Annotated in this window: 16 protein-coding genes; 11 read left to right on the forward strand and 5 right to left on the reverse strand. The window is 67.0% G+C overall.

What is annotated here, in order from left to right:
* Positions 1 to 20 precede the first annotated feature (20 nt).
* Positions 21 to 554: a flavin reductase family protein gene (locus tag AB8M46_RS21460; protein WP_037338641.1), complete on the reverse strand. Its 534-nt coding sequence runs from the start codon at positions 552 to 554 to the stop codon at positions 21 to 23.
* A 60-nt stretch (positions 555 to 614) separates the two neighbouring features.
* On the opposite strand from AB8M46_RS21460, the gene AB8M46_RS21465 reads away from it, so the two are divergent.
* Positions 615 to 1,304, forward strand: coding sequence for a helix-turn-helix domain-containing protein (locus AB8M46_RS21465; RefSeq protein WP_350594173.1), 690 nt, complete (start codon positions 615 to 617; stop codon positions 1,302 to 1,304).
* An 18-nt stretch (positions 1,305 to 1,322) separates the two neighbouring features.
* On the opposite strand, the gene AB8M46_RS21470 is transcribed toward AB8M46_RS21465, so the two are convergent.
* Positions 1,323 to 2,696 (reverse strand): MFS transporter, encoded by a 1,374-nt coding sequence (locus tag AB8M46_RS21470; protein ID WP_394361327.1) that lies wholly within the window; start codon positions 2,694 to 2,696, stop codon positions 1,323 to 1,325.
* A 92-nt stretch (positions 2,697 to 2,788) separates the two neighbouring features.
* Here AB8M46_RS21470 and AB8M46_RS21475 point away from each other — a divergent pair, with 92 nt between their 5' ends.
* From AB8M46_RS21475 to AB8M46_RS21505, 7 genes are all read left to right on the forward strand, one after another.
* Positions 2,789 to 4,261 carry a fumarylacetoacetate hydrolase family protein gene (locus AB8M46_RS21475; protein WP_394361328.1) on the forward strand — a complete coding sequence of 491 codons (1,473 nt, stop codon included), beginning with the start codon at positions 2,789 to 2,791 and terminating at the stop codon, positions 4,259 to 4,261.
* Positions 4,243 to 4,914 carry a GntR family transcriptional regulator gene (locus tag AB8M46_RS21480; protein WP_037338657.1) on the forward strand — a complete coding sequence of 224 codons (672 nt, stop codon included), beginning with the start codon at positions 4,243 to 4,245 and terminating at the stop codon, positions 4,912 to 4,914. Before AB8M46_RS21475 ends, AB8M46_RS21480 begins: the two co-directional genes overlap by 19 nt.
* A 13-nt stretch (positions 4,915 to 4,927) precedes the next feature.
* Positions 4,928 to 6,433, forward strand: coding sequence for a 5-carboxymethyl-2-hydroxymuconate semialdehyde dehydrogenase (gene hpaE, locus AB8M46_RS21485; RefSeq protein ID WP_037338660.1), 1,506 nt, complete (start codon positions 4,928 to 4,930; stop codon positions 6,431 to 6,433).
* A 32-nt stretch (positions 6,434 to 6,465) separates the two neighbouring features.
* On the forward strand, positions 6,466 to 7,560 hold the full coding sequence (gene hpaD, locus AB8M46_RS21490; RefSeq protein WP_360084932.1) for a 3,4-dihydroxyphenylacetate 2,3-dioxygenase: 1,095 nt from the start codon (positions 6,466 to 6,468) through the stop codon (positions 7,558 to 7,560).
* A 10-nt stretch (positions 7,561 to 7,570) separates the two neighbouring features.
* Positions 7,571 to 8,356, forward strand: a complete 786-nt coding sequence (hpaH, locus tag AB8M46_RS21495) for a 2-oxo-hept-4-ene-1,7-dioate hydratase (protein WP_125695198.1) — start codon at positions 7,571 to 7,573, stop codon at positions 8,354 to 8,356.
* Positions 8,341 to 9,108 (forward strand): HpcH/HpaI aldolase/citrate lyase family protein, encoded by a 768-nt coding sequence (locus tag AB8M46_RS21500; protein ID WP_394361329.1) that lies wholly within the window; start codon positions 8,341 to 8,343, stop codon positions 9,106 to 9,108. Before hpaH ends, AB8M46_RS21500 begins: the two co-directional genes overlap by 16 nt.
* 213 nt (positions 9,109 to 9,321) lie before the next feature.
* Positions 9,322 to 9,621, forward strand: coding sequence for a hypothetical protein (locus tag AB8M46_RS21505; RefSeq protein WP_394361330.1), 300 nt, complete (start codon positions 9,322 to 9,324; stop codon positions 9,619 to 9,621).
* 92 nt (positions 9,622 to 9,713) lie between these two features.
* Here AB8M46_RS21505 and AB8M46_RS21510 read toward each other — a convergent pair whose 3' ends face one another.
* Complete coding sequence (locus tag AB8M46_RS21510) at positions 9,714 to 10,967, reverse strand: DUF222 domain-containing protein (protein ID WP_394361331.1); 1,254 nt, start codon at positions 10,965 to 10,967, stop codon at positions 9,714 to 9,716.
* A gap of 154 nt (positions 10,968 to 11,121) precedes the next feature.
* A complete protein-coding gene (locus AB8M46_RS21515; protein ID WP_394361737.1) occupies positions 11,122 to 12,465 on the reverse strand; it encodes an MFS transporter in 1,344 nt (447 codons plus the stop codon).
* 115 nt (positions 12,466 to 12,580) lie between these two features.
* On the opposite strand from AB8M46_RS21515, the gene AB8M46_RS21520 reads away from it, so the two are divergent.
* Both AB8M46_RS21520 and AB8M46_RS21525 read left to right on the forward strand, forming a co-directional pair.
* Entirely contained in the window at positions 12,581 to 13,315 is a 735-nt protein-coding gene (locus AB8M46_RS21520) for a serine/threonine protein kinase (protein ID WP_394361333.1), read from the forward strand.
* A 10-nt stretch (positions 13,316 to 13,325) separates the two neighbouring features.
* On the forward strand, positions 13,326 to 13,880 hold the full coding sequence (locus tag AB8M46_RS21525; protein ID WP_378421681.1) for a hypothetical protein: 555 nt from the start codon (positions 13,326 to 13,328) through the stop codon (positions 13,878 to 13,880).
* Here the strand turns inward: AB8M46_RS21525 and AB8M46_RS21530 are convergent.
* Positions 13,858 to 14,262 (reverse strand): hypothetical protein, encoded by a 405-nt coding sequence (locus AB8M46_RS21530; protein ID WP_394361334.1) that lies wholly within the window; start codon positions 14,260 to 14,262, stop codon positions 13,858 to 13,860. The genes AB8M46_RS21525 and AB8M46_RS21530 overlap by 23 nt on opposite strands.
* 169 nt (positions 14,263 to 14,431) lie before the next feature.
* Here AB8M46_RS21530 and AB8M46_RS21535 point away from each other — a divergent pair, with 169 nt between their 5' ends.
* Positions 14,432 to 15,067 (forward strand): hypothetical protein, encoded by a 636-nt coding sequence (locus AB8M46_RS21535; RefSeq protein WP_394361335.1) that lies wholly within the window; start codon positions 14,432 to 14,434, stop codon positions 15,065 to 15,067.
* Positions 15,068 to 15,127 lie beyond the last annotated feature (60 nt).

Genomic DNA, 15,127 nt, shown 5'->3' on the forward strand with positions numbered 1-15,127 from the left:
TTCTCGGGTGGACGTCGTTGTCAGAACAGGGATTCGTGACCTTGCGCGGATTCGTGGATCGTCGAGAACCGCCCGTCGACGAAACCGAGCGCGTCACCGGAGCGGTAGTCGAACTCCCGCACCTCACCGAGGAACAAGGTGTGGTCACCACCGTCGTAGGTGGCCCACGGCGTGCAGTCGAACCAGCTCAGAACGCCGCCGAGCCTCGGCGCGTGCCCGCCCTCGACCCACGTCGGCGCGCCTTCCGGAGTCGGACGGCCGGCGAAGTTCATCGCGAGCGCCTCCTGCTCGGCGCCGAGGACGTTGACCGCGAACGGGCGGTCCTTGAGCAGATCGTGGCTCTTCACGGTGCGCTGGATCGAAACGAGGACGAGCGGCGGATCCATCGAGACCGCGGTGAAGGAGTTCACCGTCAGACCGTGTCGTTTCGTCGCGGCGTCGAAGGTCACCACCGCGACACCCGTCGCGAACCGGCCCAGACAGCCTCGGAAGAACTGCGCGGGCGGGCGATAGAGGCTCGATCCCGGCGGAAAACTGGTTTTGCGTGACATCATCGTCCGGTTCCTGTTCTATAATCGAACAGCCAGTTCAACTATCGAAATGGATCGTATACGATGGTTTCGGACTCCCGCAAGACCGCGAGCACGTCCCAGACGCTCAGCCGCGGCATCCGCGTCCTCGAAGTGCTTGCCGACGCCCAAGAACCGCTCAGCGTCGACCGGATCGCCGAACGACTGGAGGTGCACCGGTCGATCGCGTACCGGCTCATCCGCACCCTCGAAGAGCACGGGCTTCTCACGCGGGAACCCGCCGGGAAATACGAACTCGGCGCGCGGTTGGCCGCGCTGGCGGCGGGGATCAAACACGATCTGCAGGCCGCGGCGCTGCCCGAGCTGACCGCCGTTGCGAACGAACTCGGCATGACGTGTTTCGTCGCGGTGATGGACCGCGAGGAATGCGTGACCCTGGTCAGCGTGGAACCCCGGCACGCCGTCGCGTCCGTCGCGCAGCGCCCGGGGTCCAGGCATCCGTTCACCGCGGGCGCCCCGGGCCGCGCGATTCTCTCGCAGCTTCCGGAAGAGGACCGGCCGGCCGATGTCCGGGAAGTCGTCGACCGCGGCTACGCGGACAGCCACGGCGAGGTGATCGAGAACCTCAGCTCGGTGGCCGTGCCACTCCCCCTGCGCGGGCACGCTCCGGCCGCGCTCGCGGTCGTCTACCTGTCCAGCACACGAACCCCCGCCGAGCTCGCGGAGCGGCTCAAGGCGGCGGCGAAGGCCGTCCGTGACGCTCTCGGCGGGTGAGCGTCACGGACGGCGGGATCACTTGGCGAAGCGGAGCGGGCTGACCGCCTGCTCGGCTTCGTGGTCGGGCCCGAGCGGGATTCCCGACCGGTCACGCAACAACAACGTGGCGATGAGACCGACGACGGTCATCCCGCCCAGATAGACGGCGACGGACACCGAAGTACCGGTCGCGTCGACCAGTGCGGTGGCGATCGTCGGCGCGAACGCGCCACCGAGGATCGCGCCCAGCGCATACGAGATCGACACGCCGGAGAACCGGATCGACGCGGGGAACAGCTCCGCGTAGAACGCCGCCTGCTGGCCGTAGGTGAATCCGAGCCCGACGCTGAGGATGATCAACCCCAGCGCCAGCAGCACGATGTTCCCGGTGTCCACCAAGGGGAACAGCACCGCGATACCGGCGAGCTGCGCGATCCAGCCGACGACGTAGGTGCGGCGCCTGCCGATGCGGTCGGAGACCGCGCCCGCCGCCCACGTCGAGATCAGCCAGGTCGCCGCGGACGCCGTCACCGCCCAGAGCACCGGGCCGCGGTCGAGCCCGATCGGGCCCTTCGGGTTGGTCGCGTAGTTCTGGATGTAGCCGCCGGTGGTCATGTAGCCGACGGCGTTGTTGCCCGCGAACACCAGCGCGGCCACCACGACGAGCACGGCGTGTTTGCGGAACAGCTGGATGATCGGCGTCCGGGTCTGCTCACGACGTTCGGCGATCTCGCGGAAGACCGGGCTCTCCTCGACCCGGCGCCGCACGTAGTGACCGACCAGGATCAGCCCGACGCTGAGCAGGAACGGGATCCGCCAGCCCCAGTCGAGGAACGCCTGCCCGGGGACGAGCAGGCTGGTCAGCGCCAGCACACCGGACGCCAGCAGCAGCCCGAGCGGGACGCCGATCTGCGGTGAGGCGCCGAAGAGCCCCCGTCGCTTCGACGGCGCGTGTTCGACCGCCATCAGGACGGCGCCACCCCATTCCCCGCCCGCCGAAATCCCCTGCAGGATCCGCAGCAGGATCAGCAGTACCGGCGCGAGGACCCCGATCTGGTCGAACGTCGGGAGCACCCCGATCAGCGTGGTCGCGGCACCCATCAGGATCAGGGTGAGCACCAGGACCACGCGACGGCCGTACTTGTCGCCGAAATGCCCGGCGAGGAACGCGCCGAGCGGACGGAACAGGAAGCTCACGCCCACGGTGGCGAAGGAAACGAGCGTGCTGTTCGCCCCGAGGCCGGAGAAGAACAGCTTGCCGAAGACGAGACCGGCCGCGGACGCGTAAACGAAGAAGTCGTACCACTCGACGGTGGTGCCGACGACGGTCGCGAAGGCGACCCGGCGCCGGTCGGAGGACGGTGGGGCGGACCGGCCGGATAGGCGTTCATCCTGGGCTGGGTTCGACACGTGGACTCCTTTGTCGTCGGCCACCTTGCCACTGTGGCACGGAATCATATACGTTATTAGATACGAAGCAAGGGTCGAGGATTCAGGGGAACATGGGCACTTACGAGGCAACATCGCCGTCCGGTCCGTTGGAGACCCGGCCGGGCAAGATCATCGCCGTCCATCTCAGTTACGCCTCCCGCGCGGAGCAGCGTGGACGGCGTCCGGCGAACCCGTCGTACTTCTTCAAGCCGTCGAGCTCGATCGGCACGTCCGGCGGCACGGTCGAACGCCCGGCGGGCACCGAACTGCTGGCCTTCGAAGGCGAGATCGCGCTGGTCATCGGCACCACGGCCCGCTGGGTCAAACCGGACCAGGCTTGGGACCACGTCGCCGCGGTGACCGCCGCGAACGACTTCGGCCTCTACGATCTGCGCGCCGCGGACAAGGGCTCCAACGTCCGGTCCAAGGGCGGCGACGGCTACACCCCGCTCGGCCCCGGCCTCATCGACGCGCGCGACGTCGATCCGTCGTCGCTGCGCGTCCGCACGTGGGTGAACGGCGACCTGGTGCAGGAGGACACCACCGCCGGGCTGCTGTTCCCCTTGCGGCAGTTCGTTTCCGATCTCTCTCAGCACTTCACGCTCGAACCGGGCGACGTCATCCTCACCGGAACCCCCGCCGGCTCGACCGTGGTCTCCCCCGGCGACGTCGTCGTGGTCGAAGTGGACGTTCCCGGCACCTCGCTGAGCAGCGGACGGCTCCACACCACCGTTTCCCAGGGCATCCGGGCCTTTTCGGACATCGGCAGCCTGCCCGAGGTCGACGACAAGCAGCGCGCCGAAGCCTGGGGCACGCCCGTCGAAACACCTGTCGAGGAGGACGCTCCCGCGCTGAGCGAGGAACTGCGCGCCAAGTTGCTGCGTGCGCCCGTCGCGGGTCTGTCCGCCCAGCTGCGCAAGCGAGGGCTGAACAACGTCGCGATCGACGGCGTGCGCCCCAACCTGCCCGGGTCGAAGGTCGTCGGCACGGCACGCACCTTGCGTTTCGTCCCGAACCGCGAGGACCTCTTCAAATCCCACGGTGGCGGCTACAACGCCCAGAAGCGGCTCTTCGACTCGGTCGGCGCCGGCGAGGTGATCGTCATCGAAGCCCGCGGTGACAAGGGTTCCGGCACGCTCGGCGACATCCTGGCATTGCGGGCGCGGTACCTCGGCGCCGCCGGCGTGATCACCGACGGCGGGGTCCGCGACTTCGAAGCCGTCGCCGCGACCGGGCTGCCGGTGTTCTCCCAGGGCGCGCATCCGGCGGTACTCGGGCGCAAGCACGTGCCGTGGGACACCGACGTCGCGGTCGCCTGCGGCGGGGCGACCGTGCTGCCCGGGGACATCATCGTCGGCGACGACGACGGCGTGGTGGTCATCCCGCCGTCGCTGGCCGAAGAGATCGCCGACGCGGCGCTCGTCCAGGAGGACGAAGACTCCTGGATCGCCGAGCAGGTCGGACAGGGCCGCCCGATCGAGGGGCTCTTCCCGCTGAACCCGTTGTGGCGGGAAAGGTATGAGGCATGGCAGAAGAAGCAGTGAAGACGACCAGCAAATCAGAACTCGCCTACGAGTGGCTGCGTGAGCGGATCGCCCGGCACGAGTACGGACCCGGCTACCGACTGGTGCTCGCCGAGATCGCCGGCGCGCTCGACATGAGCGTCGTCCCGGTGCGCGAGGCGATCCGGCGGCTGGAGGCCGAACGGCTGGTGACCTTCGAACGCAACGTCGGCGCGCGTGTGGCGATGGTGGACCAGAACGAGTACGTCCACGCGATGCAGACGCTCGGCGTCGTCGAAGGCGTCGCCACCGCGCTGTCCGCACCGCAGCTGTCCGAAGAGAACATCGCGCGGGCGCGGCGGGTGAACGAGCGCATGATCGCGCTGCTGGACCATTTCGACGCGCACGAATTCACCGCGCTGAACCAGCAGTTCCACTCGCTGCTCTTCGAATGCTGCCCCAACCCGCAGATCCTCGACCTCGTGCACCAGGGCTGGACCCGGCTGTCCGGGCTGCGCGACTCCACGTTCGCGTTCGTCCCCGACCGCGCTCACCGGTCGGTCGAGGAGCACGAAGAGATCCTCCGGCTGATCTCCGCGAAAGCCGACCCGCTCGACATCGAATTCGCCGCGCGCAATCACCGCTGGGCCACCATGCAGGCCTTTTTGGACGCTCGAGAGCGCGCCAAGCGCTGACTGAGGAGGAATCTTGACCAGCACGACTCCCCGGCCGATCCCGGACGGTGTCCCGGAGCGGATCCGGCACTACATCGGCGGCGAACTCGTCGATTCGGCCGACGGCGCCGTCTTCGACGTGATCGACCCCGTGACCAACGAGGTCTACGTCCAGGCCGCCGCGGGCAAGAAGGCCGACATCGACCGCGCCGTCGCCGCCGCGCGGAAGGCGTTCACCGAGGGCCCCTGGCCGAAGCTGCTGCCGCGCGAGCGCTCGCGGGTGCTCAACCGCATCGCCGATCTCGTCGAGTCGCGGGACAAGCGGCTGGCGGCGCTGGAGAGTTTCGACTCCGGCTTGCCGATTTCGCAGGCGCTGGGCCAGGCACGGCGGGCCGCGGAGAACTTCCGGTTCTTCGCCGACCTGATCGTCGCGCAGGCCGACGACACCTACAAGGTGCCCGGCCGCCAGGTGAACTACGTCAACCGCAAGCCGATCGGTGTCGCCGGGCTGATCACGCCGTGGAACACGCCGTTCATGCTGGAGTCGTGGAAACTCGCGCCCGCGCTGGCGACCGGCAACACCGTCGTGCTCAAGCCCGCGGAGTTCACGCCGCTTTCCGCGTCGCTGTGGGCGGAGATCTTCGAGGAGGCCGGACTGCCGGCGGGGGTTTTCAACCTCGTCAACGGCTTCGGTGAAGACGCCGGCGACGCGCTGGTGAAGCATCCGGACGTCCCGCTGATCTCGTTCACCGGCGAGAGTGGCACCGGCAGCCTGATCTTCGGCAACGCGGCGCCGTTCCTCAAAGGACTGTCGATGGAACTGGGCGGCAAGTCGCCCGCCATCGTCTTCGCCGACGCCGATCTGGAGACCGCGATCGACGCGACGATCTTCGGCGTGTTCTCGCTCAACGGCGAACGCTGCACCGCGGGCAGCCGCATCCTGGTCGAGCGCGCGATCTACGACGAGTTCGTCGAGCGCTACGCCGCGCAGGCCAAACGCGTCGTGGTCGGCGACCCGAGCGACCCCAAGACCGAAGTCGGCGCCCTGGTGCACCCCGAGCACTACGACAAGGTCATGAAGTACATCGAGATCGGCAAGACCGAGGGCAGGCTCGTCGCCGGCGGCGGCCGTCCGGACGGCTTCCCGACCGGGAACTACGTGGCGCCGACGGTGTTCGCCGACGTCAAACCGGACGCCCGGATCTTCCAGGAGGAGATCTTCGGCCCGGTCGTCGCGATCACGCCGTTCGACAGCGAGGAAGAGGCGCTCGAACTCGCGAACAACACGAAGTACGGGCTCGCGGCCTACGTCTGGACCAACGACCTCAAGCGGGCGCACAACTTCGCGCAGTCCGTCGAGGCGGGCATGGTGTGGCTCAACTCGAACAACGTCCGCGATCTGCGCACGCCCTTCGGCGGGGTGAAGGCGTCCGGGCTGGGGCACGAGGGCGGCTACCGCTCGATCGACTTCTACACCGACCAGCAGGCGGTGCACATCAATCTCGGCGAGGTGCACAACCCCGCCTTCGGTAAGGGCTGACCCCACCTCCACTGTCCACAAAGGATGACGCAATGAAGCCGATCCCCACCCCCAAATCGCCGCCGCCGGACGTCCTGCGCTGCGCGTACATGGAACTCGTTGTCACCGATCTGGCGCGCTCGCGCGCGTTCTACGCCGATGTCCTCGGCCTGACGGTGACCGAAGAGGACGAGACGACGATCAGTCTCCGCACGATCGACGAGTTCATCCACCACAACCTCGTGCTGCGCCAGGGACCGGTCGCGGCGGTCGCGGCCTTCTCGTACCGGGTGCGGTCGCCCGAGGACCTGGACAAGGCAGTCGCGTTCTACACCGAACTGGGCTGCCGGGTCGAACGTCGTGCGGACGGCTACACCAAGGGCATCGGCGACTCGGTGCGGGTGCAGGATCCGCTCGGCTTCCCCATCGAGTTCTTCCACGACGTCCAGCACGTGGAGCGCCTCGGCTGGCGCTACGACCTGCACCTGCCGGGTGCGCTGGTGCGGCTCGACCACTTCAACCAGGTCACGCCGGACGTCCCGCTCGCGGTGAAGCACATGGAAGACCTCAACTTCCGGGTCACCGAAGACATCCAGGACGATCAGGGCACGACCTACGCGGCCTGGATGCGCCGCAAGCCCACCGTGCACGACACCGCGATGACCGGCGGAGACGGGCCGCGGATGCACCACGTCGCCTTCGCCACGCACGAGAAGCACAACATCCTGTCCATTTGCGACAAACTCGGTTCGCTGCGGATGTCGGACCACATCGAACGCGGACCGGGCAGGCACGGCGTGTCGAACGCGTTCTACCTGTACCTTCGCGACCCCGACGGGCACCGCGTCGAGATCTACACGCAGGACTACTACACCGGCGACCCGGACAACCCCGTCGTCACCTGGGACGTGCACGACAACCAGCGCCGCGACTGGTGGGGCACGCCGGTGGTCCCGTCCTGGTACACCGACGCCTCGCTGGTGCTCGACCTCGACGGCAAGCCGCAGCCCGTCGTCGCGCGGACCGATGACAGCGAGCTGGAGGTCACCATCGGCGCCGATGGCTTCTCGTACACGCGAAAGGGTGACGACGAAGGCGAACTGCCGGCGTGGAAACAGGGCGAGTACAAACTCGGCAACCAGCTCTGAGGCGGGAGAGATGCTCGAACAGGAAACGATCACCGCGATCGCCGACGAACTGGCGGCCGCGGAGGAGGCACGGGAGACGATCCCGCTGCTGACGGCGCGCTATCCGGACATGACCGTCGAGGACTCGTACGCCGTGCAGAACGAATGGCGGCGGCGGGGCATCGCGGCGGGTCGTCGTCCGGTCGGCCGCAAGATCGGGCTGACGTCGAAGGTCATGCAGGCCGCGACCGGAATCACCGAACCCGACTACGGCGCCATCTTCGCGGACATGGTGTTCGAGAACGGTTCCGTGATCGAACACAGCCGGTTCTCGAACGTGCGCATCGAGGTCGAACTGGCCTTCGTGCTCCGTGACTCCCTCGCCGGACCGGACACCACGGTGTTCGACGTGCTGCGGGCGACCGAGTACGTGGTACCCGCGCTGGAGATCCTTTCGTCGCGCATCGAGATGGCCGGCCGGACCATCGTGGACACGATCAGCGACAACGCGGCCATGGGCGGCATGGTCTACGGCGGCAACCCGGTCGCCGTGGACGCCGTCGATCTGCGGTGGGTTTCGGCGCTGCTGTACCGGAACGAGACCATCGAGGAATCCGGTGTCGCCGCCGCGGTGCTGAACCACCCCGCGAACGGTGTCGCCTGGCTGGCGAACAAACTCGCTCAACACGGTGACAAGCTCGATCCGGGAGACATCGTGCTGGCCGGGTCTTTCACGCGGCCGATGTGGGTGCACCCCGGGGACACCGTGACCGCCGATTACCGGGATCTGGGGGCGATCACATGCCGCTTCGTCTAGACCCGCCGTTCCGGGATCGGTTGGGCGAGCGGCCGCGGATCGGCATGTGGGTCACGTCGGGCAGTCCGGTCGTCGCGGAGATCTGCGCGGGTTCCGGGCTCGACTGGCTGCTCGTCGACACCGAGCACTCCCCCGCCGGACTGGAGACCGTGCAGTCGTTGCTGCAGACGATCGCCGCGTATCCGATCACGCCGGTGGTGCGCGCTCCGTCCGGTGACGCGGTGGCGCTGAAGCAACTGCTCGACCTGGGCGCCCAGAACCTGTTGGTGCCCATGGTCGACAGCGCCGAGGAGGCGGAAGCCGTGGTGCGGGCCGTCCGCTATCCGCCGCGAGGCGTGCGCGGTGTCGGCAGCGCCCTCTCCCGGTCCGCGCGCTGGAACCGGGTCGAGGACTACCTCGCGAAGGCGGAGGAGTTCACGTCGCTGTTCGTCCAGATCGAGTCGACGGCGGGGGTCGCGGCCGCCGCCGAGATCGCCGCGGTCGACGGCGTCGACGGGGTGTTCGTCGGACCGTCCGATCTGGCCGCCTCGATGGGCCTGCTCGGGAAGCAGACGCACCCCGATGTCACCGCGGCCGTCTTGCGCACCTTCGAGGCCGTTCTTGCTCGGGGAAAGCCGGTCGGCGTCAACGCGTTCGACCCGGCGCAGGCGCAGCGCTACCTCGACGCCGGTGCCTCGTTCGTCCTGGTCGGCGCTGACGTCACGCTGCTGGCCCAAGGTTCGGAGGCGCTCGCGCGGCGGCATCAGGCCTAAGGTCTTAGGCATGCTCCGTGGCTGGAGCTGCGAATGGGTCTCGGGTTCTCGACGTTCGTCCGTGCACTCGACGACCGGTTCCGGTCATCGTGCCGTGGACCACGACCCGCGGATCACTTCGAAGGCCCACCTGGCCGCGACATCGGTGCTGAACTGGTGGGATTCGGCGGTTTAGGGCGGGTTGCTGGTCAACGCGGCGCATAGCATAGGCAGGTGATCGAACTCGCCCACTTCGTCGCGGTCGTCCATGCCTACGCACCGAAGTGGGAAGCTACCGCGGTCCAATGGCAACTCACTCTCGGCGCTGAACACGAGAAGGGAACGGCCTCGGTTGTCTGCGAGACCGGCGACATGGTGGGCTGGTTCTGCATCTGGACCAGCGGCGAAGCCGAACTCGAGGTCGGAAACCTCGATACCGGCGTCGTCGACTGCGTGCACCTTGACCTCTCCAGTCCCGAAGAACTCAGCGCCTGTCTGGACGATCTCACCCGCAAGCTGACCAAGCAGACCTGACCACCGGCAATAACCCATAGGGCAGCCCCGGTTTTGTCCGCTGGGCATGCCGAGGGGCCCGTCGCCTGAATGGCTGGCGGGCTCCTCGGTGGTCAGACGTGGTGCAGGGTGTTGCGCCGAGGTTTTCGAAGCGGATCTCGATACTGGGGTGGGATGAACTCCGGTAGCCCATCGGCGGCCATCCGTACTTCCCAGTCACCGTGGTGAATCAGCCGATGATGGAAACCACAGAGCAGTACGAGGTTCCGGAGATCGGTCGGGCCGCCGTCCGCCCAGTGATGAATGTGGTGAGCGTGGCAATTCTTGGGTTTCCGATGACATCCCGGGAATGCGCAACCACCGTCCCGGATATTCAACGCACGCCGCTGCCCGGGGGTGACGAAGCGTCTTAGGCGGCCCATGTCCAGAGGTTCACCCGAGGAACCCATCACCACCGGCAACATCAGACAGTCACAAGCGGCTAGCCGGGCGTCCCGCGCGGTCATCGTTCCGACGTAGTCGAGGCAGGCGGTGCCGAGGCCGGATTTGAGTTCCTCGAGCCCGATGGTCACGTGCACCAAGGTCCGGTAGCCGCTGGTACCCGGTTGGTCTGGGCACGCGATCGCCAGGTCGAGTAGCTCGGCCCAGGCGTCTCCCATGCGCTCGCACTTCATCCGCAGATCCGCTTGCCCGAATTCGTCGACCGGCCGTGGCTGGGCGTGTGCTTCCAGAGCGGCGGCGGTGCGGGCACCGGTCTCGTCATCGAGCAGACCGGTGAGTTTCCAGAAGCCGTCTTTGCGGCGTTCCAGGGTGATCTCGCGGCGTGGTTCTTTGGGTTCGGGGTCTTTGGGTTCGTTGCCGTCGGGGTTGAGCCAGCCCTGCAGTTTCGCTTCGGCGCCGGCGAGTTGGCGGGGTCCGGCGGTCGGGGCAAGGTTGGCGAGGATCTGCTCCGCGCCCGCCCGCTCCTCAGCCGAAATCTCGGCTGGGAGGTTTTTCAAGATCTCCAGGATCTGATCGATCCGCTCATCCCCGACCAATCCCTGAGCCGCGACCGCAGCAGTGGCGGGAGCAACAGGCGGAACCTCCGTGCCATCCAGAGCCCGGGTGGGATTCAGGGCGATCGCCCGCTTCACCACCGCACCCGCTTCGCCGCGTGATAGTCCCGCGATTTCGGCGAACCAGCTCGCCGTACTGCCATGCCCGTACAAGTCTTTGACGCCGCGATCCTCGATCTCCGCCAGGAACCGCCCCAGGCAGGCGGTCGCCATCCGGATCACCTGCAAAGCGTGCTGCACGCCATGTGCAAGCTCCAGCTTGCCAGCGCGCCACAGTTCCTGCGGCAACTCGGGAAGGAAGGTCTCGGACACAACTCCATAATACCCGAAGAAATCGAACATGCGTTCGTAATTTTAAGCAACAATCAAAAACTCACGAACAACACTGGAGAGTGATCTGATTAGGCTCGCTCACCCGGCCCGGTCACCCTCGCGTACCCCGGCAACAAACCCGACAGAAACCGAATCAACCAACCTCGACCCGCACAACCCCCGGCAACCGAAACGCCGCCACAACCCCACCCACAGCAACAATCCCCACGAACCCGAACACAACGCCAAAACCCAACCCCGGCCGAGATTCCAACCCCGCCAGAATCGCCCCGGTCACCGCGACCCCGCCCACCGCACCCACCTGCCTCACCGTGTTGAACAGGCCCGAAGCGCCACCCGCGGCCTCCGGATCGACGGATGCCATCGCGATGGCGGAAAGCGGCGACCACGCCATCGCGTTGGCGGCACCGAGCAGCGCGGCGCCCACGGAGATCCACCACGGATTCAGGTTCAGCACCACCACCAGCCCGATGAGCAGCAGGCTCGTCGCGAGCAGGCTCATGCCGAGGATCGCCGGTCGGCGCCCACCCACCCGGTCGACCCAGCGGCCGGCCGGTGGTGACAGCAGGATCGCGACGACGGCGTCCGGTGCGAGGACCAGCGCCGCCTCGATCGGTCCGAAGCGTCGCATTTCCTGGATGTACAGCATTGTGGGAAGCGCCATCGCGAGCACGGTCGCGCCGAGCGACGCCATCGCGAGGCTCGCGGACAAGTACCCGGACGAACGATAGAGGCGCAAAGGCGCGAGCGCGTCCGCGCCTTGTCTGCGTTCTTGGAACCAAAAGCCAGCCAACAGCACGACGGCGAGGACGGCGGCAGGCGGCGAGAGCGGGCTCCACGACAGCAGCGCCCAGACGAGAAGGCTCAGGCCGGCCGTACTCAGCGCGGCGCCGAGCAGGTCGAAACGGGCGGTGCCTCCCCGGCTTCCCGGAATCAGGCGAACACCCATGACGACGGCCACGGCGCAGAGCGGCACGTTCACCCAGAAGATCCAGCGCCAATCCAAGCTCGCGGTCAGCAGTCCGCCCAGCACCGGACCGAGCAAGGTGGCGGCCGCCGCCACCGAGCCCCAGATACCGAAAGCGCGACCTCGCTCATCGTCGGCGAAGAGCCGACGGATCAGCGTGAGCGGTTGAGGCGACATCGCGGCCGCGGCCAGGCCTTGCAGGATCCGGAAGGCGATGAGCCAGCCGATCGACGGCGCGATCCCGCACAGCGCGGAGGCGAGGGCGAAGCCTCCCATGCCGAAGAGGTAGACCCGCTTGGGGTCGAAGAGATCGCCGAGCCTGCCGGCCACCAGCAACGGAACCGAGAACGCGAGCAGGTAGCCCGCCGTCACCCAGAACAACGCGGCGACATCCCCGCCGAGGTCGGCTTGGATGCTCGGGCTCGCCACGGCGACGATCGTCGTGTCCAGCAGGAGCACGAAGAATCCCGCCAGCAGAGCCGCGAGACCACCCCAGCGCGAAGATGTCATTCGCTCCCCCAAACCGCCTAAGCCGATCACGATAGGGCCACGGATGACGCCTGTCGTAACAAGGCCTCGCCGCCTCGCGAGTTGTAAGCCGACGGCTTCGGCAGAGGAGAAGATCTTGAACCGGGCGGGTTCGACATGGTTCTGGTCCTTGCTCGGCGCCTGCATCGCGGCCGCCCTCGGCACCGCGATCAATTTCGCGACCGACCTCAAGACCAACTTCCTGGCCTGGGGTCTGGTGGTCGCGTTCACCCTCGCGACCGGGCTGATCAGCGGTATCTCGCAGGTACTCGTCCGCCGTGACGGCGCCAATCCGAGCACCACCGGAACGACGAACGTCTACAACGTGCGGCACTCACAGGTCAACGCCTGGCTGGTGTTCCTGATCCTCGGGGTCTCGGGTTCGTTGCTGGCGGCCATTTTCGTGGGCGTCCATTTCGCGGGGTCCTTCCAGACGGCCGGGACACCGATTCCCGCCGTGATCGCGCCGACCCCGACGACCAGCACCACGACCAGTACGACGTCCACCGTGCCCCAGCCCGCCACGAACGAGGACATCGCCCAGTTCGTCACCGCCTATTACCGCCTGATGCCCGACACCCGGGCCGGCTGGCCGTTGATCGGCCCGAACCTCCAGCGCCGCGGCCAGAGCGATTACGAAGCCCATTGGGGCAGGATCAGCGCGGTGGACGTGCACAGTGCGTCGGCCACCTCCGCGACCACCGTCCGGGTCCGGATCACCCTGCATTATCGCGATGGCCGTCCTTCCCCCACGGAAACGCATGAGCTGACGGTCGTCCCGCACGACGGTCGCCTCTGCATCGACGCGGACACCCTCATCCGCGCGAAATAGAATCCTGTCCATGACCGCTCTTCCACGCGGCGGGCGCCCCGCCGAGGCCTTGGCGGCCGTCGAGGCGAGCATCGAAGACCGCTGGCGGCTGTTCCTCGCCGAATACGGTGTCTCCGCTGGGACCACGGAGGAAACCGACCTCGCCGAAACGGTGGTCGTCGACACTTCCCTGTTCGAGTGGCGGGTCGTCGACGCCGCTTACGACAGGCTGACCTGCACCGACTGCGGCAGCCGCCTCGGCTCGGGGCCCGTCGGGTGCGACAAATGCGACCAGGCCGACGGATTCCGGTTCGCGGCCATCGAAACCGACCGTCCCGCGACGCCGCCGGGCACCGAGCACGGGCTCCGCGTCGCCACCGCGGTCGCCCGCGCCCGGCACCGCCACGGGACGCGGGCCCGCTGTGGTTTCGAGCTCGGGCTTCCGCTTCTCCTCGGCGGACAGCTGCCCGGCACGGCTCAAGCGCAGGCGTACCGGGCAGCCATCGACAAGCTCTCCGAAGAGGAATGCGAACGCGTGACCTCCTTCGAGGAGATCCCGGGGATCAGTAGTCGTCGCGTCCGGTGAACTGCTGCTCCAGTAGCTCCGCCGAACCCGCGACGAGCTCGAGCGGGTCGGTGAACTCGTTGATGTCGAGATTCACCAGCGGCAGGGAATGGCGCAACACCAGATGCTCTCCCATGACCACCAATCCCCCGACGACGATGGTGTTGCCGATCTCGGTCAGCACGGTCGCCAGGTCGACCTCGTCTACCCGGGCGAAAGGCGTCGCGATCTGCACCCAGTCCTCGCGACGGTCGAAGATCTCCCGCGCGATGACCACGGTTTGGGCCCGCTCTTCGTAGTCGTCGTCACCGTAGGACAACCGGATGCGAATTTCGTCCGGTTCGTCCTTCATCACCCGATATTCGTGTCGTACGAACGCGACCAGATCGGCCCATTCCGCCATGAATTCAGTCTCCCTCGCAGTCGAAGATCAAGACTAGCGGCTGCAAGGACGAAGAGTCCGACCCATGCCTGACATCACCCGGACAGCGGCCGCCCGTACGTGTCTCGACACCGGTTGGTCCTTGATCTTGTTGTAGCCTCCTTCAGCATCTTTTGGCAGGGGAGACCACTTGACGAACAATGATCGCGACCGGAAGAAAACCAACCGGCCGGGAAATGTCAAAACTTCGGATCCGGCGGTGACCGCGGCATTTGTCAGCCGACGTGGAGTAATTCTGGCGGCCCTCATAACCGCGGTGGTGGGCTTGGTGAGCGCGGTGCTCGTGGCACTCATCAACACCAGTGCGCAGCCGGCGAAAGGCGCCGACGACCGGAGTACGCCGTCCACGCCGTCGTCGCAGAGTGCCACCGGCACACAGCACCAGGAGAACAAACCCGCCGAAGCCGTCCCAGAGCAGGTGAAACTCGACGCGGATACGGCGTTCGACCTCGACAAGCCCGGCGCCACCGCGGCATCCGCGACAGGCCCCAATGGCGACATGGACCTCCACTTCGACGGAAGCAATCTGTCCTCCAATCGATCAGGCCTGTTCTATTACTACGGAACCGAGCAGGAAGCCGCGACGCAGTGCCCGAAGATCGTTTCGGAGGGAAAGGGACCGGTCCCCGGACCGGAGGTGATATTCGCCGGTGGTCAACATTGTCTGAGGACATCCCAGGGAACGGCCGGATGGCTCAGCGTGAACGATGTCAAGATCGCCGCGAATTCCGGCTACATCGTCCTCAATTACAAGTTGTTCCGCTAGCCGGGCAGCCGTGAAGGCCTCCTTCCCTACCTTCAGAGTAGGCAAGGAGGCCTTCACCAC

Origin of the sequence: Amycolatopsis sp. SB7-3 (genome assembly GCF_041021335.1) — a bacterium.
Lineage (GTDB): Bacteria > Actinomycetota > Actinomycetes > Mycobacteriales > Pseudonocardiaceae > Amycolatopsis > Amycolatopsis japonica.